The following is an 18,922-nucleotide window of genomic DNA, read 5'->3' as shown; positions in this document are numbered from 1 at the left end:
GTTATTCACCCTTACTTGAGATTGCATACCCCAGCACATCAGCCGCATATAAAGCCTGATCTAAATTCGCAGTGAATTCAGTCCGTGATGCCTCAGGTAATAACTTTGCCAAGTTAAAAACTAGAGTTTCAGGACTATCGGATTCAGCCACCAATTGTTTAATCTGATCCTGATTTAAAAGCTCTAAATCACCTTGGCCATCCGTCAGCTCTTCAACTTCTTGCTGCGCTGCAGATAACTTGTTGGCAGATGCCTTAAAGCTGAATGCCTGCTTTGGGAAGGCGGTGAACGTTGGTGCCACCTTGGTGTCACCTTGAGGTGTCACTTCAGCAATATCACCGTCCTGCAATCCATATTCACGCTGAAAATATTGCGGTGTCAGGTTAGCCCCGGCATTTTTAAGATGAGCATCACGCTCTGCCTGTTCTTTGTTGAGTGGCTTTGGCTTTTCGCCAAGCATGACCTTATATTCACCCCAGCTATTTAATGCACAAAGCGCATTAACCACTGCCTGCAAAGTTGGTGTTACTAAGCGAATATCCGACTTAAGCTTATCTGCTCGTACATTCTCATGCACTTGTCCTAATGCATAACTCCCCTTGCCATCGGTACCACTGGTGAGCGTCTGCCCCAATACAACCTTTTGGATCTGGCGAACCAATTGATTGTTAAAGGCCTCGAATGCTGCACCGGCTGTCCCACTTGTTCCTGGTGCAGAAAGGATTTGCACATCATCTTCAATATCAATAGACAAAACACTTTGAGCATGAGCATCTAATAGTGCTTTGCTCATATCATCAGTTTCAGTATCTTTGCATTTACCAAGCAGAATTGGCGTACCGAAGCGCTCCAGGAATTTCGCCCAGAACTTAAAACCGTTTTGCTTAAAGAAGAATAACCAATACAGTGTGGCTAGCAATGCCTTGCCATAAGGCTGCTCGTATGTGGCTTTACGGCGTGTTAAGAAGAATTTGAATACCTGATCCACTTCACGCTCTGCATTATGGCCATCTTGCCGATAAATTAAACGACCATCGTTCTTAGGCTCAAACCATTGCATCGGCTTCTCGCCGATCCACTGAATACCCATAAAGCCTTCCGGCTTTAGTTCATAGACAGCCTCTTGAACAGAATAACCAAAGAACAATGCGCTCATGGCACCAGTAGCAATTTCATGAAACCATTCTTTCAATACTAAATTCAGCATCTCAGCCTCTTTAGTATCGCCTGGCTCAACTCTCAACGGCGTTGCTAGCAATGCGTCTACACGGGTTTCAACCGCCTGTGCAATCTCGTCATCATCCAGCAACACACGCAATCTATGGCGTGCAATCCCTGCTTTACGAAGCACTTCATCGGTATCTGGTTGCTTCCCAAAATTCACCAAAAACTGAGTGACTGCTTCTTGAGTGTATAAGTTGCCATAAGACAAAGCCTTCTTTGACGCTTTGTCCTTTTTAGACTTTGCCATGTGTTTTCCTTATCAATAAGTTCGAGTGCCCGCACCTGCAGGTTTCTTACCAACTCTTGCTTCATTTAGTTCATTGAATGCATCACTACCAGCATCTACCTGGTCGTCATGTTTGCCATTTGGAAAGTTTCGCAATTCCTCAATGAATGCTTTGTTCCAGTCGCCACGAAGCATCTTCACATTGCCTACGTTGACCTGAGCAGCAAAAGGTTGTGCACGAGTAATCTTGTCACCCGATACCGTTTCAGCTTTCACATTAAAACCCGATAGTTTGGTGATGAAGTTTTTCGCTTGCGACTTACCTGCTTGGCCGGGATCTTGAGGCAATCTTATCGCTACAGATTTTCCATCCAACTCAGCAGTTTGTTTGATACGTTTTTCAACACCATCAGGCCCTAACTGTGCACGCTCTACATCAACAATATAGATATACCCATCACGGCTTTTAGCTTCCCGTACACCTGCAGTGTAATCACCCTCATTTTCAGAAGATGCTAAATCCCATGCACGTACGTGATGGGTAATATCGGCAGGTAATGCATCCACGATTTCAATATTGTCAGGCTTAAAAAAACCACCGGCTGGTGGTGATGGTCTTTGTCGATATTGCCCTGAGAATACATACGGCGCTGCCAACTCCATTCGATTTAATACTTCAATCGAGTGCTTTTCTGGCCATAAGGCCGTGCCATCAGGTTGAATGGCTGAAAGTTCTAAATGCTCCCATTCTTCACCATTACCACCATCAAGTAACCACCCTGCCAAGTCCTCTTCATGTAAACGCTGCATAATGACAATGATCGGCGTATCAGGTGAGTTAGTACGTGATTCAAGTGTATTCTGAAACCACTCAATCACACCTTTACGAATCGTGTCTGACCGAGCTTCACTGGCTTTATGTGGGTCATCAATAATGATGGCACCACCAAATGAATCTCGAAATTTACCAGCACCAAAACCAGTAATCGTACCGCCAGTACCCTGAGAGTAACAAACCCCACCCTTAGCAGTGCGCCAGTCATCTTTGGCTTTACTGTCATCACGCAATGCAAAATCAGGAAATACTCGCTTATACGCTTCTTCCTGCACTAAATTACGTGTTTGAAAGGCATTGTTTGCTGCAAGGGTGGCAGAATAACTGACATGAATAAACTCACTATCCGGCACCTTACCAAAGCACCAGGCCATGAAGTTGATTACAGCTAATTCAGTTTTAGAGTATCGCGGTGGAATATTAATGATTAGACGCTTGGTTTCACCCCGGAATACCTTCATCAAAGCATCACAAACCACTCTATGGTGCCAGTTATGCAGCCACTTGTATTTGCGATGCTCTTTAAACATATAGCGAGAGAAGAAATACAGATCCTCTTGGGCTTCAATCTGAATTGCTAATTCGCGTGCTGGATCAATATTCATTTAAAGCCCGCTCCCTTGCCTTAAGGTAGCTTTCAGTCGGCACGTTTGAGTTTATTGTTTCAATTGGCTTGCCGTCTTTACCAGTGATTTCTTGCCTATTTGTAAATTGACCACCAGCCTCTTGTGCAGCTTGTTTCAATATCTTTAAAGCCATTGCTGGACTTTTATTTTTAGTAATTAATTTTTGGTACAGTTCAAGCCGAACAGTCTGGTTAGCAATAGGAATATTTTTAGGTTTATCTAAATATTCTTCTCGAGTTGCTTCAAACTCCTTTTTTAAAGCTTGACTTAAATCTTTACCAATACGCTTAGTTGGATCATATGCCTCACACTGCTGTCGAGTAACATCAATTCCAAATTCTTCTTTGACAAGAATGGCTGTTTCTTGAGGAGTATTAAACTGTGCAAGTGACCGCACTATATAGGTTTGTACCTCTTTTTTAAGTCTGGCCATAAATCTCAATCCGTCTAAGCACGTCTAAGAAGACGGGCAAAAAATTTAACCGATGACACAGTTCCCACAGCACGCAGCAATATTAGTTTCAGATACAAACGGCGCATTCTTGGCGATTTCCAAAAGTCGTTTTACTGACTCATCTGCACCCCAGCGTTTGGTTTCACCGAAGAACACTTCGACATCGTGGCCAGCCAGGTAATGTTTAGGTAGACCGGTATGGTCGCTATAAATAATCTCGCCATCTGCATCACGTTCAACACCGATGTGATAAAGCTCATGTTCAATCAGACGACAGAACTCACGATCTGAAGTTTGCTCACAAAATGCCGCATCTACAGTGATTAGATACACCGGCACAAAACCAAACCAGTCACGCATCTGCTGTTCTTGTCGTGCCTTCTTCCATCCACCTTGGTTAAACATCACTTTTTCACATTGGCCAAGCACCATACGCTTTTTAGCTAAGGCGGCCGATGAAGCCCAAGCAAATGCTAGAAAGGTTTCATCATCATGCAGTAACTCAGCAATGTGGTCATGATCCGGGTTATGAAGTTCACCACCAATGGTCAGCCAGTTTTTAACAACCCATTCTTTTAACTCTACGGCTGGTGCTAATAAAATTGCTTCTTGCTCTTCTGCACGATCAATCAGATCTGTCGGCGGGAATGGTCTGAACTGGTCCATCTTCTAATCTCTCCAACTGACCTCTAATCCAGTTAATTGCATAACCCGACTCAATTTGATGAGGCTCAAGACGCACAAATGTGTATCCCATTTCTTCAGCATCATCGTATTTGGAAAATGCATTTGCTATCTTTTTCCCACCACGACCAACTGACCATGGGCTACCAGCGATTTCGATAAGAAGATTTAACTTCACAATGTAAAAATCAAACCGCCAATTTTTGGTTGATTCAAATTGAAACTTCCGTCGATAACCAATTCGATATTCTTCTAATTCTTGAAATAAGGTTTCTTCCTCTTCTAAATATGCCTCTTTTGCTTTTGGTAGAGGCTTAGTGCGCGATTTAGTTTTATGTGGGCGTTTCTTGGTTTTCCAGAAATAGTCATCTATGTCCATAAATTCCACCCATTAAAAACCTCCCGGAGGAGGTTTTATACAATTCCTAATTCTTACACAATCTCTTTTGCCTTTAAGCTAGAAACAAAATTTGAAAATGCCTCTGGTGATTCAAATGTAAAACTACAACTATGCTCATCATCAAAATAAAAAATAATTTTTAGAGATTTTTCATTTAATTTTATATATGAAACATTGTTTAAATTTACAATTCTATCTTCATGCTTTATTAACATTTTGATTTACCTTAAATTAGTAGTTAATTATTATTGAATAACTAATTTAATTAATTTGTACTAATTTGGCAAATTATTATGCATAAAGTACCGTACGTAAATTCTTAATCCGATCTTTAAGCCCAATCATGATTTCATCAATCACCATTAACTGGTGATGCTTTAAACCTGATCGACTGAGATTCTGATACTTAGACAGCTCAGCACTGCAAAATTCTAAGTCTTGTTTCGCTTGTACTTTGTCTGTCATGGTTCAATCTTCTTTTTGGTAGCTACATACACACCTTTGTTAAACACAATTGGCTTTCCTTCAATAATGTCTTTCTGGAACCATCTAAAACACAAAGCATATCCAATAAGGAACGATACAAAAGCCACTACGATATAAGCCATAGACACCACCAATAAGAAAAGAAAAACCCCACCAATAATGCATATTTAGCGGGGTCTTATGTGCCGTAATACGTCCGGCAAATTATTTAACTTCTTTCAAACAATCTCGACACACCTTGATTTCTTCATCATCAATTGTGTAATCGATTTCTGTCGCACCATGTAGGCCGAATAAACACATTAACAAACGGAGCATTGCTTTTCTCCATGCAAAAAAAAGCCCACACATGGAAAGATGACGTGGGCTTATAAACTAAGGACCTTGGGAGGTCATTCAGAAACTACAGCAGTTTCTATTGACCATTTTGTACACTATTCAAATAGTTTTCACTGGCTAAATATTCCAAAAATTAAAATAATACAAGACAAATCAATATATTATAAAAACTTAATTAATGATTTATTAAATATTAAAAAAGCTCACCATTACGTTAATATACTCGATATGGTCCCTTCATTTATAAAGGTACCGTCAGCAGGGTAAATGTCTTTTTATAATTTAATTCCAGCGAACTCTAGGGAATTAGAATCTAGGTGCCCTGATATTGCTTACACGGGCATTTCTCAAGGCATAAAAAGGATGTGGTGATCTGCCACACCCTTGCCTTTAGTTTCGATATTAATCAGCTCGGCAACTGATCTACCGCTACTTAACACTACTCGTAAACTCAAAGTTAGCTATTGATTTTACTTTTATGTTTTTCGTTCTTTTTAGGCGGGGTGTCACCCACAACTGAAGGCTCTGAGGCTAACTCAATGTGTGACGAAATCACATTGGATTCAAACCACTTATACGGCTGGTTTCTGCATCCCACCGTTTGCGCTGGTAGCCGAACAAATTAACGTACGACATCACAAATCAAAATCGCCCTTGGTTCGGGTGGCGCAATACCCTTATGCATATGCTGGCATTTTGATTCTCCTTTTTTGGTTATTTTGAGAGACAAATTCATTTGTGCATCAAAAACACTAGGCAACAAAAAAGCCCGATCAAATGACCGAGCTTTTAGTGATATATCAATCTATTAAGTTAGACCCTTCACCTCAAGCTGATAATCATCTTGAGTAACTCTAATTTTAAACTTCTTATATTTTCGCTTACTGGGCTCCATAGCTGAACCGACCACTTCTTCAAAGAATTTGCGATCTTTCATTAGCTCGCCATAAGCCTTATAACCAATTAATATTTTTTCAGGTGTTTGATTTTTTGAGACCATATCACCAATAAGTTTATCTAGTTTTTTTACACTGATATTTGGCATTTGAATTGAACTGAAACCTAAAAAAACATCATACTTTAATTTTATGAATATCTCGTATCAAAAAAGTTTGCCCTTCTAGATCATCACTAATACAAATATTCACACTGCTGCTTTATACATAAAGCAGCCATAAAAAAACCCAGTCTGGGTAGACTGGGCTATAAACTTTGAATCTTTTTTCGTTGGTAGCGGGAGCTGGATTTGAACCAACGACCTTCGGGTTATGAGCCCGACGAGCTACCAGACTGCTCCATCCCGCATCAACGAGGTGACTTTATACGTCATAAGCAGCATCAAAGCAAACTTTATTAGAAATATAGTCACTTACAGAGGCAATTAGATTAATTAAACATCTTAACCCATACTCGGCTCAGTCTTAAACAACGGATGAGAAGCCCTATAAAGGCTCAGTCTTCTTCTCTCATCTTCCAAAAAAGCCTTTGGCTCTTCTAGCCATGTTGATGCTCGTGAATCAAAATCTGAATTACCTAACACCCAATCAGAAATTGAGCCATATATAAAAGTATTATCGGCAAATACCAATTTTGCTTTATTAGGGATATTACTTATAAGCACTTTGTGTGTTGGTAATGAACCCAATACACTTATTTGAGTGTATCGGTATTTATAAAATTCTGACATAAAACAAATTACTGATTTGGTAGCCCACTATACCATCGGCAATATGAAAAAAGCCCACCATTTGGCGAGCTTCAATTTTTTTATATGAATTAACTTAGGTGTTTTGGAATATATTCAACAACATTAAACCCTTCAGGATAACGAGCTCTAAGCGCTTCGGTAATCTCATTAAACATTCGCTGATACTCTTCAGTAATATAAGCAGCTTTCTTTATTTGCTCAGCAGAATCAGTAACCATTAACAATAACTTTCGGTTTTCTTCCTTTAATTCTTCATTCTCTTGTATTGCTATTGCCAATAATGACTGTAATTCGTCTTTAGTTAATGCACTCATAACAACAGCCCGGTATTTTTTCCAAAGAATAGCAAATGAGTGTGACAAATAAAAAAACCCACCATTTGGCGAGCTTTTAAATCAATCTAGTGCTTTAACGTACACTTCGATCACTATACCTGAAATATGCCATATCCCTTGCGCAAGGTCAATATATCTACATTGCCTTTATTTTCATGGTTATATACTATTTTCATTAATAATCTTGGAAATCCTCTCTTCCATGCCCGACTTTCAGCTTTCCTTAAGTGAATACCTTTCAACTGTACAAGAAGTTATACGTGTAACTTTCGATGAACCGGTATGGGTTAAAGCTGAGATTAGGAATTTAAGTATTAAAGGTGGACACTACTATTTAGAGCTGGCTGAAAAAGAAGAAGATACAGACAAAGTGATTGCCAGTTGCAAAGCGACGATCTGGAAATCTGCTGCAGCAAAAATGGTATTAAAGTTTGAGCGAGAAAGCGGAATTGAATTATCTCGAGATCTGAACGTTCTGATTAAGATTAAAGCTACTTTCAGCCCTCAATTCGGTTTCTCGGTTAATGTTGAAGATATTGATTCAAGTTACACCTTAGGTGATATAGCACGGCGCTATCAGCAGATATTAGAACGCTTAACTTTTGAAGGTTTGGCTAATAAAAATAAGCTACTCCCCACTCCATTCGATATTCAAAATGTCCTGGTCATTGCCCCTGAAAATGCTGCAGGTTTAGGTGACTTCAAGAAAGATGCAGATGCCTTAGATAAAGCCGGTGTTTGCCATTTTGTTTATCACAACGCGACCTTTCAGGGAAATACAGCTGCAGCTTCAATCATTGGTTCATTGGGCGATGGTTTACGTCAGTGGGCTAAAGACTTTAAAGCTGCACCAGATCTGATTGTGATTATTCGTGGTGGCGGTGCTGTGAATGATCTGGCCTATTTGAATGACTATGATTTGGCCGCCCTACTCTGTAAACGTACAGTTCCTATATGGGTGGGTATTGGCCATGAAAAAGATCGAACCATTCTGGATGAAGTGGCGCACCGGTCTTTTGATACACCTAGCAAAGTAATTGGCGGTATTCGCAATCTAATTGTTGAACGCACCCAGGAAGTTTTAGATTCTCTACAAACGATCAAGCTATTGTCCCAGCACCAGATCACGGCGTATCAAAGCCAAAATGACCAGTACCTCCGAGTAATTAAAACGCTTGCTCATGGCCAGATCAATGAAGCCAATAAAAGCCTGGATTTGATGAAAGGTACATTGCAATACTTAGCCCAACAGCAAATCAAATTAGCCTCCAATCAGGTTGATTCATTGATGCGTGAAACCCTATTACAGAATCCCCGTAATGTGATGGCCAAGGGTTACGGTATCGTTCGTAGCCATGGCAAAGCCATTCGTTCCATCCAACAAATTTCAGGTGACAGCATCCAGATAGAATTACAGGATGGTATCATCGAAGCCACAGTGACTCAGGTAATAAGCAATGACTAAAAAAGAATTAACATTTAAAGAAGGTTATGAAGTTCTTAAAAAGAATGCTGAATTGCTTGAGTCGCAAGAAGAACCTGATATTGATAATTTGATGAAGATCGTTGAAGAGTCTATGTCTGCTTACAAAGCCTGCAAGTCACGTGTAGATGCAGTGCAACAGGCTTTGAATGAGACTTTTAAGGAATAGGTTTAAGTTAAGACCTAGATAAATTCTAATTATGTTTATTCCTAATCGTATTTACATTCCTGTTCATTAAATGTCTTATAAAGTACTTAAAAGATAGACTTTTAATATAACTAAGCTCTTGCTGGTGACTTCTATAAAAATCGTCAGGGCTATCAAATATACCGAAGTCTTGGTTAATTCCCTTGTCTTGAATAAAAGTATTATTTAGATTCCAGTCTATAGGTGGATTATCAAAATTATCAGTAAATACTCCGAAACCACAGAATGTCTTAGTGACGTTTTTATTGATGTTTCTTAGTTCTTGAAGATACTCCCTATCAAGAATGACTCCTTCCAAAATATACCAATGCTCATTCACATAAACCTCTACCCAACTATGTAATATGTTTTTAGGTGAAAGCTTATACCAGATACCGTCAATCGCCCCTTTCTGTAGCTCTTTATCAATAGTGAAGCCATGCAGTCGAGTCGGTATTTTGACTGCTCTTAACAGCGCCATCAATAAAGTTGCTTTTGTATTGCATTGGCCATAGCCAGCTTTTAAAACATCAGAAGCAGAAATCGTGTCCCCAGTGTTATAGCCAAACTTAATCTCGTCTCGAACAAAGTTATAAATATTTTTGACTTTTTCTGCATCACTTAACTCATTCCATTTTCTTTGCTCAATTAAATCTTTTATTAAAAGGTGGTTATAGTCCAATATAGGTGTTTCTTTCAGCAATTCTTCCATCACAATGATCTCTCTCGGTTTCCATTATCTTTATTCAAAACTATGGAGTTAGACCAAGGTCAATAAACTTTTAATCCTTTTAGCTCCAAAATTAAATAAACTCAATAAACCCATACCGACTATGCAACGCAGCCAACCCACACTTCACATCCATCCGGGCATCTAACTGACTGCGTTCATCTGTCACCATCTCCGACCATGAGCAGCTGTAAAAATAACGGCTAATAATGGCATCGATCCAATCATCCAGTACTTCTGATTGCCCCTGCAGATCCAAAACCAGACGCTGAACTGCTCGAGCTTCATTGTCATCAATTTCACAAGTCAATTTCGTTTTACGTGGTTTAGGTGGTACATAGTCCCCAGTGAGATAGTCCGCAATAATTTGCAGCTGCTGGTCAGAATTAAGCTTTTTAGATTTCTTCGCCTTTACAGCATTGTCCATAGCCACGGCGATAGGATTCACAGTACGACCGCTTGAACTTGTGTTGGTATATAACCATGCCCCAAACTGCTGTAACCAGCCTTCTAAATCAAAACGTGACCAATCCACCGACTGTAAAATATGTTGCTTCGCTACTGCAGTACTCATCGTTATAAATCTCCAACCATCTTCTCTATTTGCTGAACCGCCAAACCTGACTTTACTTGCTCTGTGCTAAACCGTATTACCTGGTAACCCATCATTACTGCTGCGTTGTATTTCTCCATATCCCCAATGTATCCCTTACCTCTCGTATGTCTGCCACCACTCCAGATCCCACCTTCAACTTCGACCAAAATCATTTTGCCTACCAGGTGGAAATCAGCTCGCCATTTCCGTTTTGAGTGAAATTGGTATTCCTGTTCAAAGTTGATTTTTAGGGCCCTTAACTCCCTAGCCAACTTTACTTCAAACTCATTCGGTACTTTCTCATCCTTGACCTTAGGACGCTTAGAGCCTCGTTTAGGTTTAGGTGCCCCAATCATTTTCTTGTATTCAGCAATTGAGTAGCTGGTCATGCATCTGTCCCACTGGCCAACTCTGCAAAAAGCTGTTTTGCATGGTGAGTTAAGCTAAATCCCTGTGGTGTTTCACCATCCTTGGCCACCAATCCCCAGTGAGCCAGATCATTCAGGTAACGCTGCAAACTACGAATTGAAATCCCCATGTTTGGCTCTATCGCTGCATGAATTTGTTTAACAGAGATGCGGCCTTTGGTTGATGCCATTGTTTTGAAGATCATCAGGTTTGTATACGTGCGCTCTGCATCAGTCATGCTGCAGCTCCCGGGAGTGATCCATTGAACCCAACCTGTTTCAAATACGATTCCCATTTTTTGGCTTGTGCTGGATCTTCGAGTTTTACGGCGATACGAGCTGCAAGTTTTTCGTAGGACTCACCTGGTTCAGAGAACTTGCTTGAAAACTCAGGATGCTGGGAAAGTTTCTGAGCGAAGGTGTGAATCTGTTTTTCACTAAGGTTTGTGGGTTTACGTTCTGAGCCAGATTGTTTCTGAGGATTATCCAGAGCTGATTTCAAATTGGTCTGTTTTTCGTATTTGAAATACGCCTTGATCAACCAATCAGCGAACAAATAAATTTTGAATCCTTGGTTGTGATTTCGTTCAGCATTGAAATTTTCAAATGCAGTTAACTCACGATTGAACCAAGTGGCCTCAGTGATTTTCTCAACTGGAATTGAATCATTTGCCAAAGCAATTTCATCTTTCAAATTTTTCAAAATTAACCAGCTCTTTTTTTTATTTTGATAGTTTCTTTTGATAGTTTTACTTTGTGTGTTAAAAATTTTTACTAGTTGCGGTAAAAATATTTTACTAGTCTGGTTAAAACTTTTAACTAGTAAAGAATTTTTACTAGGAAAATTTAAGCGTATTTCGCTTAATATCTGAACTGATTTTTTGTCTAATTTGCCATCAAGTTTAGGATAGTTAAAATTTTTAACTAGTCCATTTTTGAATGGTGTGAAGTTTTTTACTAGTAAAGATTTTTTACTAGGGAATTTAATAATTTCACCAATGCTGTAGTTATCAATTAACGAATAAACATTACCAAATTTCGATTGATGACCCTTCTTGACTAATCCGACCTTTATCAGTTCATTTAAGCATTTCACAACCGTAGGACGACTTTTTTTAGACAGTGCTTCTAACTGACTTAATGACAGTGAATCACTCTCTTTTCCCCAACCTCGAGTTTTTCTCACAATTAACAAATAGATTTTGACTGAAGCATCACTGATTTTATTCATCGCTTCGTCAACGAATGCATTTGTAAGCTGAAAGGAATTTGGAACAAACTTACTCATGGTCAACCTCACTTAAAAGGTTAGAACCTTTTTTAGAATTACAGACACGACATAATGTTTGGAGATTCTCCAATTCATCGCCACCACCATGCACAACAGGCATAATATGATCTATTGATAAATCGGTTGTGCTCTTACAATGCAAACAGGTATAGCCATCTCGTTTAAAAATGAATTCTCTTGTAGCATTAGGAAGGGTTTTGCGAACTTTGCTCTTAGTTGCTGACCCATATTTTTCTGCATAGTCCGCATCTATCCAACGAACTTCAAAATCATAAACATATAGATTGGCTACTTCTCTTGCACACTCAACACATAGGCGTATTCGACTACTCATTCGATGAATAGGATTGAATATCTCTTTTGTATGGCATATATCGCAATAAATTCGTTCATCTCTATTTACTTGATCTTCTCTCATGGCTGTACCTCAACTGCTTTTGGCTTCACGTATCCACCAAATGATTCAACTGCATTCGATTTCACCAGGCTTGATACGATCTGATCAGCCAGGTAAATCGTGATGCGAAATCTCCGCGCCATTAAATGGGATAATTCAATTTTGGTAACGGCGGCGTTGTTTTCGTCATAGCCCTTTTTGCGAAGACTTAATTTCTTTTGTTCATGGATTTCATTCAGCACACACAAAGCCGGTTCATAAAATGATTGAATACCCTGCTGTTGCTTAAAGTCCGGCTGTTTCTGGAACTGGCTATTCATGATCACCCCGAGACAAATAATGCAGTGGGTTGATCCAGACGGCGTTTAGCCTTGAGTTCACCTGGAGTAGCAGATCGAATATCGGCTCGGTGGACAAGCTGGCCATTCTCAAGCCAGTAGTATTCATTAAGCTGATAGTTATCAATTGTTTGAAGGCTATCGAAAGATATGTGGTCCATATAAACCACCACATCCCCTTTAAGAAAATCGCATTTCACGTAAGCTTCATCCGGTGCCAAGCTCAAGTCGATCTCTTGCTTTCCGATATGTTGAAACTCACTCATCGGAACCTGCAATTTTTTGCCCTCACCCGCCTTCTTATCAGCGATCTGTTGTGGTAAATTCCTGCTTATATTCATTGACCTTTCCTTTCGATGAATTACAAAAAGCCTGATTCACAAAATCAGGCTTTTTATTTTTGTGGGGTTTCGATACATGCTTGAATCTCTGCATCAAGCTGCCCTAATTTGATATGCATCTGGTGAATGATCTTCGACATGTCTTTAGCCTCACCTGATGTAATACGGCCATCTGCCATCATTTCGCGAAACTTACTCATCACATCACCACCTTTCGTGCCGATGCATAAAATTGTGTCGGTAAGAGCCATATCGCGACATTCAGGAATATCTGGCAGATCAATTGCCACCATGTCGTGTTCAGCAGCCAAAGCCTGCAAGATTCGATAATCACCAGTTAAGGCCATCAGCTTTGATGCTTCAGCAAGTGTTAAGTGGTGAGTCTCAGTATTTGGATTCACTTTGCTGTTTAGTACAGCCGGGCTTTTGATTCCCATACGGGTTGCTAAGGCACTTGAACCGCCTGGGTAATCGTGAACCGTGTTATATGCAGCATCGATAATGTTCATGTGAAATTCCTTCGAACGTATTTATTAAACGGCTGCCTTATTACTATTTTGAGTAGAACGAACAAAAACCCAGTTTATATCCGGTCGTAATTGCTCAGCTCTTACCTGTTTATTGGTAAATTTTTCAATAGACAAACAACGTTCTTCAGGAATTTTCTCAATATTCCATTTACTTAGAGCCCATGGAGTAATCCCTAAACTACGAGCTAATGCAGATTTGCTACCTGCAATCTTTATTGCTTTTTCAAAAGCATCTTTTGGAGATGACATAATGCTACCAACTACACTACTTAAAGTAGAAGATAATATACTACCAAAAATAGAATTGGTGCAACATAAAATACGAGTTAAACTTCTACCTAGCGTAGAAAATGGAAAGACTTACAAGGTGAAAACGGCCAAATATCAAGATTTTGCTTTACGGCTTAAAAGTCTTATGGAAAAAGAAGGCTCACCAATTAAAACAGTGAATCAATTAAAAGATGCCATCGAAGTTACTTACGAAATGGCACGTCGCTACACGCTTGGTATTGCTAAACCACGTGAAGAAAAAATGCAGATTCTTGCCGAAAAGTTTAATGTTGACATTAGTTATTTAGATCATGGTACAGGCTTAGAACCAAACGTCACTGCACCCTTTCCTATTGCTGGTCGACTCGTTCCCGTCATTTCATGGGTACAAGCTGGTTCCTGGACTACTGTAGATGCTGTGCCAGCTGGAACTCAACTTGATGAATGGTTACCACCAAATCCTAAATGTGGCAAAAATGGCTATGGTTTAGAAGTTGTTGGTGAATCAATGCTTCCAGACTTCCGCCCAGGTGACAAAATTTATGTGAATCCTGACTTTCAACCAAGTGAGTTGAAAACTGGCGATCTGGTGATTGTGTCTTGTGAAGGTGATGCCGAAGCTACGTTCAAGAAGTTAATTGTTGAAAGCGGCAATATGTATTTACAGCCTCTTAACCCGAATTGGCCGGAACAAACCATTCCATTAATGGATGGATGTAAGTTGGTTGGTAAGGTAGTTGGGTTGTATCGGGATGTCTAAAAAGTAAGTCACCGGTGACTTGGGGTGTTATTAATGCAGAAAATTGAAATAAATTCCCGCAAGATCAGCCATGTGCTTTATCAGCACTACCTGTTGACAGTAGTGCTTAGAACAGGTGAAAGGTTTCTTTATCGACTTCTTGAATCAAGTACGTTTACTAAATTTATAGATTCCGATGATAAAGATAGATTCTATAAAACTGAAATTGAAGCGAATAAAAAGTTTAGGCGTATTCAGATTTTTGTGTGATTGAAACTAAAAACCTATCATAGCACATAGGATAAAAAGCTGAATTAGGAAGAATTGAAATTTAAAGCCTTCCTTTTTTCTTATTCATTGGTTATTAGGTATTTTTAGCACATAGTAATTGTTTAATTTTATAGATCTCTATTATTAAATAGATGTCAATTTGTACTTACTATAATAAGGAGTTATGGGTTTTATGAGATTTGATTCAATAACATCTGTGAAAATCGTAGATATTGAGCTTGATGAAAAAAACTATCGTTTCGGTATGGCAACATCCCAGCAAGATTGTATTAATAAAATATATAATCACAGCCCTGAAAATTTTAAAAATATCATGGAGGATATTGCTGAAAATGATTTAGGTGAACATTTGCTAGTTTATAAAAATGAAAAAAAATTAACCATTTTAGATGGAAATAGACGAGCCTCTATACTCAAAATTTTAAACAATCCCGAATTAGCTCCCAATGAATCTGTTAAAAATTTAGCTAAACAGCTCAGGCAGAATGCTAAATGTGATTTAAACTTTGTTGGAGCTTTTGTGAGCGAAGATTTAGAAGCTATTTCTAAAACAGTATATGAGAGGCACGCTGCTACTGGGGGTGTTGGTAGAATTAAATGGTCTGCTTACGCAAATGCTAGATTTAGATATGATATACAACAACACGGCGATTCAAATTGGATCGCCATAGCCTTATTATTGCATTTTCAAAATACTAATAATAAATATAATGACTTTATCTCTGATAGCCATTTTTCATTTGAAACTTTCACACGCGTTATTCGAAGCGCATACCAATTAGGTTATATTGATCATTCAATATTTGATGTATCAACATCTACTTTATTGCCAAATACTCCAGCCTACAAACTAGCACTTAGTTTTGTTGAAACATTGCTTGAATTACTTAAAAATAGAGAAATATCTTTGTCTCGTGAAGGTAATTACGCATCAGCTAAAAACATTGAGCTATTTTTAAAACAGTACTTTAGCATTGTAACAACCATTAAACCGCCTACCCTAAAAAATACAAGAAAAAAGAAGGAGCCACTACCTATTATATCAGACCAACCTCCTCAAATTTCACCACCTAATAATAGTATTCCAGCCGAAAGTTTAAAAAAATCAGTCGATGAGTTACAAGGAGAATTGTTATTAGCTAATAATCAGTTACAGACTGTTAAGTTAAATAAGCCAAAATTTGATAAAAAAATACTTAAAAATGATTCATTAACTTTAGCCATAAACTCACTGGAGATACCAAAATTTAATGTCTTGTATAAATCACTTTTAACAATAGATCCAACAGAACATCCACTTCTAACAATTGTCGGAATTTGGTCCTTGCTAGATAGCTTGGCTAGATTAGACAGTTCTTACTCAAAAGATTTTGCAGGTTATTTTAAAGGTAAGTTACAGAATTACTCATTTGATAATGCTGAAGATTCAAAATCAGATAAAGAAATTCTTGATTGGCTCTCGAAGGAAGGCAATTTCACAAAACACAGTAATAATTATGCAACTTTTAATGGTTTAGAGATTGCACAAAAATTTAATAGAATTCAAAGTATAATTGGCTTTGTAGTTTCTGAGCATATCCTAAAAGCACTTAAGCAAAAAAGTGGCCAATGAAAATTATTTGTGATGTAATGTGCCTATGTCTAAGTTTTTAACTCCTCTACGCTATCCTGGTGGAAAAGCCAAATTTGCGCCCTTTGTGAAAGATTTGATGGAAATAAATCATCTTTCGGGCGATTATCTCGAGCCTTTTGCGGGAGGAGCAGGTGTGGCTTTGGATTTGCTCTTTAGTGGATATTGTAAAAATATACATATTAATGATTTCGATAAAGCTGTTTATAATTTTTGGAAATCGGTAACGTTAGAAACTGAGGAATTCCTAAAGGTCTTGCATGATACTCCAGTAACTATCGAAGAGTGGTATAAACAAAAAGCTATCCTTTCTACACCTACTGAACATACCGAGCTTGAACACGGTTTTGCTGCTTTCTTTTTAAATCGTACCAACCGATCAGGTATCTTAAAAGGAGGAGTAATTGGCGGCAAAAATCAGGATGGATACTATAGGCTTGATGCTCGTTTTCATAAAGAAAACTTATCAAAACGAATTGAAAAAATTGGAGAGTTCAAGGAGTATATTAAAGTTTATAATTATGATGCACTAGAGTTATTGGGCAAAGTAGATTCTTTACTCCCAGAAAATTCTCTAATTTATTTAGACCCTCCATACTACGTTAAAGGTCAGGGTTTATATCGTAATTTTTACATTCATGAAGATCACGTGCAAATCCGACAAGCTTTAGATAAAGTAAGAACAAAATGGATAGTTTCTTATGATAACTGCATAGAAATAAAAGAAATTTATTCAGGTTATCGTCAAGAAGATTATGAACTTAACTACAGTGCATACTATAAGGTTAAGGGGTCTGAAGTGATGATTTACTGCGATGATATAAAAAAAGTCGACGTTCCCTCTAAACAACAGCAACTTGATTTTACTATTGCTTAAACTCCCCACTCCAGCGGTGGGTTTTCTTTTCCTAATTTCAGCTTATAATCCCCTCACCAATAACAACAAAACCAAACCATGAAAACAAAAATATTCACTACCCTACTTCTAACTCTTTTAATCACCGGCTGCCAAAAACAACCAGAGCAAGCTACCGCTTCTCATAACACAGATCCTGAAGCAAAAGCCCAATTTGAAAAGTCAGATGCAATCATCAATAAATATCTAGACCAGTTAGAATCACCAAACACCACCATTGAAGAAAAGACCAGGATCTTATGTAAAGACTACCCTACTGAATACAAAACCAATTACATGCCAGCTTTACTTAGACTGGCTGCAAAAGACTACACCAGATCACAGCTATTAGAGGATCTGGACATAGCTTTGGACTACTATAAGAAAAAAGACAATGTGCAGTGCTAAGACAATAAAAAGCCCATCTTTTTGATGGGCTTTTTATTAGATAGTTTCCGTAATAGGATAATACTCGACTTCAAAAAACCATACAGAACTTACGTTATTAGATATAGATCCCCCAATATCCAAACCTTTGTCTGCTATCTCTGCAGCAATTTTCCCACCACCTGAGAAAGATTCTTTAAACTGCAAAGTGACTTGATGCTTAATTAAATGTCCTTCTAAGCGATCTTGAGCCATTGTACGCAAATCAGTATCAATCATTGTCCAAGACTTTAGATGTTCAGGAATATAGGGTGCAACTCTTGGCTCTCCAAATTCACTATAGACTTCCTTTATAACAGCACCGTCTTTTTCAAATTGAACATTTATGCCAATATTTGTACATACAGCCTGAGGTATCGTCGTTCCAACACTTAATTTACCTTTATTATCGAAAAATTTAGCATCTTTAAGAGTAATTGTTTTAGCTCCTAATGCACTTGCCAACCGTCTAAAGCACGCCTCTTTTTCACGCGCTAGTACAGCCTCATAATTGCATGGACGTATATATACATTATCAAGCAAAGGATGTTTAAGATAAAAACTGCCGTTTGTGGCTTTATCGCCGATATCAAATTTCATTCCTTCTGTATTATTTGGTGAAATACATTTAATTTCGGAAGAAATATTCAGCTCCTTTTTTATCTGCCGCAATATTTGTTCTTTCAGCAATGGTAATGCTTTTAAATTTTTACTTTCTTTTGCTCTTTCTTTTTTATTTAAGAATGTCAATGTAGTGTTAATTGCTGCAGCAAAAGGGTTGTATGAAAAAAATTTGCTTAAAATTTCTGCTATATCTAAAGCTAATTGTTTATCAAATTTTATTTTAGATCCCTTTGCAATTTCTAATAATTTTTCATCGTCTGCAATAAGAATCAACTCTGCTTTATTAGACATAACTCCCCTCCTACATTTTATTAAATAATTAAAGATTTTAACCTCCTAATTTTATCAAATACTAAATTTCACTACACATAAATTTTATTTTTCTTTTGTCTACTATAAATCAAAAAACAACTTTAAGTAGAATTATTTTC

General features: G+C 38.2%; 28 protein-coding genes and 1 tRNA gene. 7 read left to right on the top strand and 22 right to left on the bottom strand.

Annotation, left to right across the window (positions count from 1 at the left end; translation table 11 throughout):
• Position 1 precedes the first annotated feature (1 nt).
• The 11 genes from B9T29_RS06350 to B9T29_RS06300 all read right to left on the bottom strand — a co-directional run bounded on the left by B9T29_RS06350 (position 2) and on the right by B9T29_RS06300 (position 7,296).
• Complete coding sequence (locus B9T29_RS06350) at positions 2-1,471, bottom strand: phage portal protein family protein (RefSeq protein ID WP_086175113.1); 1,470 nt, start codon at positions 1,469-1,471, stop codon at positions 2-4.
• 12 nt (positions 1,472-1,483) lie between these two features.
• Entirely contained in the window at positions 1,484-2,890 is a 1,407-nt protein-coding gene (terL, locus tag B9T29_RS06345) for a phage terminase large subunit (protein WP_086175112.1), read from the bottom strand.
• The gene (locus B9T29_RS06340) at positions 2,880-3,344 is read right to left on the bottom strand and encodes a DUF2280 domain-containing protein (RefSeq protein WP_086175111.1); all 465 of its coding nucleotides are present in this window, start codon (positions 3,342-3,344) and stop codon (positions 2,880-2,882) included. Before B9T29_RS06340 ends, terL begins: the two co-directional genes overlap by 11 nt.
• Before the next feature lie 45 nt (positions 3,345-3,389).
• Complete coding sequence (locus B9T29_RS06335; RefSeq protein WP_086175110.1) at positions 3,390-4,031, bottom strand: putative metallopeptidase; 642 nt, start codon at positions 4,029-4,031, stop codon at positions 3,390-3,392.
• Positions 3,991-4,428: a hypothetical protein gene (locus tag B9T29_RS06330; RefSeq protein WP_086175109.1), complete on the bottom strand. Its 438-nt coding sequence runs from the start codon at positions 4,426-4,428 to the stop codon at positions 3,991-3,993. Before B9T29_RS06330 ends, B9T29_RS06335 begins: the two co-directional genes overlap by 41 nt.
• Before the next feature lie 53 nt (positions 4,429-4,481).
• Positions 4,482-4,664, bottom strand: coding sequence for a hypothetical protein (locus tag B9T29_RS06325; protein ID WP_086175108.1), 183 nt, complete (start codon positions 4,662-4,664; stop codon positions 4,482-4,484).
• Positions 4,665-4,740: 76 nt separating this feature from the next.
• Positions 4,741-4,914, bottom strand: a complete 174-nt coding sequence (locus B9T29_RS16255) for a hypothetical protein (protein ID WP_171263993.1) — start codon at positions 4,912-4,914, stop codon at positions 4,741-4,743.
• Between the two features lie 1,168 nt (positions 4,915-6,082).
• A complete protein-coding gene (locus B9T29_RS06315; RefSeq protein ID WP_086175106.1) occupies positions 6,083-6,319 on the bottom strand; it encodes a hypothetical protein in 237 nt (78 codons plus the stop codon).
• Positions 6,320-6,502: 183 nt separating this feature from the next.
• A tRNA-Met gene (locus B9T29_RS06310) sits at positions 6,503-6,579 on the bottom strand.
• A 94-nt stretch (positions 6,580-6,673) separates the two neighbouring features.
• Positions 6,674-6,961: a hypothetical protein gene (locus B9T29_RS06305; RefSeq protein ID WP_086175105.1), complete on the bottom strand. Its 288-nt coding sequence runs from the start codon at positions 6,959-6,961 to the stop codon at positions 6,674-6,676.
• An 89-nt stretch (positions 6,962-7,050) separates the two neighbouring features.
• The gene (locus tag B9T29_RS06300) at positions 7,051-7,296 is read right to left on the bottom strand and encodes a hypothetical protein (RefSeq protein ID WP_086175104.1); all 246 of its coding nucleotides are present in this window, start codon (positions 7,294-7,296) and stop codon (positions 7,051-7,053) included.
• A 223-nt stretch (positions 7,297-7,519) separates the two neighbouring features.
• Here B9T29_RS06300 and xseA point away from each other — a divergent pair, with 223 nt between their 5' ends.
• On the top strand, positions 7,520-8,782 hold the full coding sequence (gene xseA, locus B9T29_RS06295) for an exodeoxyribonuclease VII large subunit (protein WP_086175103.1): 1,263 nt from the start codon (positions 7,520-7,522) through the stop codon (positions 8,780-8,782).
• The gene (gene xseB / locus B9T29_RS06290; protein WP_009586282.1) at positions 8,775-8,969 is read left to right on the top strand and encodes an exodeoxyribonuclease VII small subunit; all 195 of its coding nucleotides are present in this window, start codon (positions 8,775-8,777) and stop codon (positions 8,967-8,969) included. The genes xseA and xseB overlap by 8 nt, the downstream gene beginning before the upstream one ends.
• A gap of 25 nt (positions 8,970-8,994) precedes the next feature.
• On the opposite strand, the gene B9T29_RS06285 is transcribed toward xseB, so the two are convergent.
• The 10 genes from B9T29_RS06285 to B9T29_RS06240 all read right to left on the bottom strand — a co-directional run bounded on the left by B9T29_RS06285 (position 8,995) and on the right by B9T29_RS06240 (position 13,865).
• Positions 8,995-9,699 (bottom strand): transglutaminase-like domain-containing protein, encoded by a 705-nt coding sequence (locus tag B9T29_RS06285; RefSeq protein WP_086175102.1) that lies wholly within the window; start codon positions 9,697-9,699, stop codon positions 8,995-8,997.
• Positions 9,700-9,790: 91 nt separating this feature from the next.
• Positions 9,791-10,291, bottom strand: a complete 501-nt coding sequence (locus B9T29_RS06280; RefSeq protein WP_086175101.1) for a hypothetical protein — start codon at positions 10,289-10,291, stop codon at positions 9,791-9,793.
• Between the two features lie 2 nt (positions 10,292-10,293).
• The gene (locus B9T29_RS06275; protein ID WP_086175100.1) at positions 10,294-10,701 is read right to left on the bottom strand and encodes a hypothetical protein; all 408 of its coding nucleotides are present in this window, start codon (positions 10,699-10,701) and stop codon (positions 10,294-10,296) included.
• Entirely contained in the window at positions 10,698-10,958 is a 261-nt protein-coding gene (locus B9T29_RS06270; protein WP_086175099.1) for a hypothetical protein, read from the bottom strand. The genes B9T29_RS06275 and B9T29_RS06270 overlap by 4 nt, the downstream gene beginning before the upstream one ends.
• Entirely contained in the window at positions 10,955-12,007 is a 1,053-nt protein-coding gene (locus B9T29_RS06265; protein WP_086175098.1) for a replication protein, read from the bottom strand. The genes B9T29_RS06270 and B9T29_RS06265 overlap by 4 nt, the downstream gene beginning before the upstream one ends.
• On the bottom strand, positions 12,000-12,428 hold the full coding sequence (locus B9T29_RS06260) for an HNH endonuclease (RefSeq protein ID WP_086175097.1): 429 nt from the start codon (positions 12,426-12,428) through the stop codon (positions 12,000-12,002). The genes B9T29_RS06265 and B9T29_RS06260 overlap by 8 nt, the downstream gene beginning before the upstream one ends.
• Entirely contained in the window at positions 12,425-12,727 is a 303-nt protein-coding gene (locus B9T29_RS06255) for a hypothetical protein (RefSeq protein ID WP_086175096.1), read from the bottom strand. The genes B9T29_RS06260 and B9T29_RS06255 overlap by 4 nt, the downstream gene beginning before the upstream one ends.
• Positions 12,728-12,729: 2 nt before the next feature.
• A complete protein-coding gene (locus B9T29_RS06250; protein ID WP_228146567.1) occupies positions 12,730-13,086 on the bottom strand; it encodes a hypothetical protein in 357 nt (118 codons plus the stop codon).
• Between the two features lie 53 nt (positions 13,087-13,139).
• The gene (locus tag B9T29_RS06245; protein WP_086175095.1) at positions 13,140-13,595 is read right to left on the bottom strand and encodes a phage regulatory CII family protein; all 456 of its coding nucleotides are present in this window, start codon (positions 13,593-13,595) and stop codon (positions 13,140-13,142) included.
• Between the two features lie 24 nt (positions 13,596-13,619).
• Positions 13,620-13,865 (bottom strand): transcriptional regulator, encoded by a 246-nt coding sequence (locus B9T29_RS06240; RefSeq protein WP_086175094.1) that lies wholly within the window; start codon positions 13,863-13,865, stop codon positions 13,620-13,622.
• A gap of 1 nt (position 13,866) precedes the next feature.
• Between B9T29_RS06240 and B9T29_RS06235 the strand changes: the two genes are divergently transcribed.
• The 5 genes from B9T29_RS06235 (at position 13,867) to B9T29_RS06215 (ending at position 17,849) form a co-directional block, all read left to right on the top strand.
• Positions 13,867-14,646: a LexA family protein gene (locus tag B9T29_RS06235; RefSeq protein WP_086175093.1), complete on the top strand. Its 780-nt coding sequence runs from the start codon at positions 13,867-13,869 to the stop codon at positions 14,644-14,646.
• A gap of 33 nt (positions 14,647-14,679) precedes the next feature.
• Positions 14,680-14,895 (top strand): KTSC domain-containing protein, encoded by a 216-nt coding sequence (locus tag B9T29_RS06230; RefSeq protein WP_086175092.1) that lies wholly within the window; start codon positions 14,680-14,682, stop codon positions 14,893-14,895.
• A gap of 193 nt (positions 14,896-15,088) precedes the next feature.
• Positions 15,089-16,528 (top strand): hypothetical protein, encoded by a 1,440-nt coding sequence (locus B9T29_RS06225; RefSeq protein ID WP_143223871.1) that lies wholly within the window; start codon positions 15,089-15,091, stop codon positions 16,526-16,528.
• A gap of 25 nt (positions 16,529-16,553) precedes the next feature.
• Positions 16,554-17,423, top strand: a complete 870-nt coding sequence (locus tag B9T29_RS06220; RefSeq protein WP_086175090.1) for a DNA adenine methylase — start codon at positions 16,554-16,556, stop codon at positions 17,421-17,423.
• A gap of 78 nt (positions 17,424-17,501) precedes the next feature.
• Positions 17,502-17,849 carry a hypothetical protein gene (locus tag B9T29_RS06215; RefSeq protein WP_086175089.1) on the top strand — a complete coding sequence of 116 codons (348 nt, stop codon included), beginning with the start codon at positions 17,502-17,504 and terminating at the stop codon, positions 17,847-17,849.
• Between the two features lie 36 nt (positions 17,850-17,885).
• Here the strand turns inward: B9T29_RS06215 and B9T29_RS06210 are convergent, their stop codons facing one another.
• A complete protein-coding gene (locus B9T29_RS06210) occupies positions 17,886-18,782 on the bottom strand; it encodes a hypothetical protein (protein ID WP_086175088.1) in 897 nt (298 codons plus the stop codon).
• Positions 18,783-18,922 lie beyond the last annotated feature (140 nt).

The organism is Acinetobacter sp. ANC 3903, from assembly GCF_002135315.1.
In the GTDB taxonomy this organism is placed as follows: domain Bacteria; phylum Pseudomonadota; class Gammaproteobacteria; order Pseudomonadales; family Moraxellaceae; genus Acinetobacter.
The sequence above is the reverse complement of the archived record's forward strand: the minus strand, read 5'-3'. Positions and strand labels throughout refer to the sequence as shown.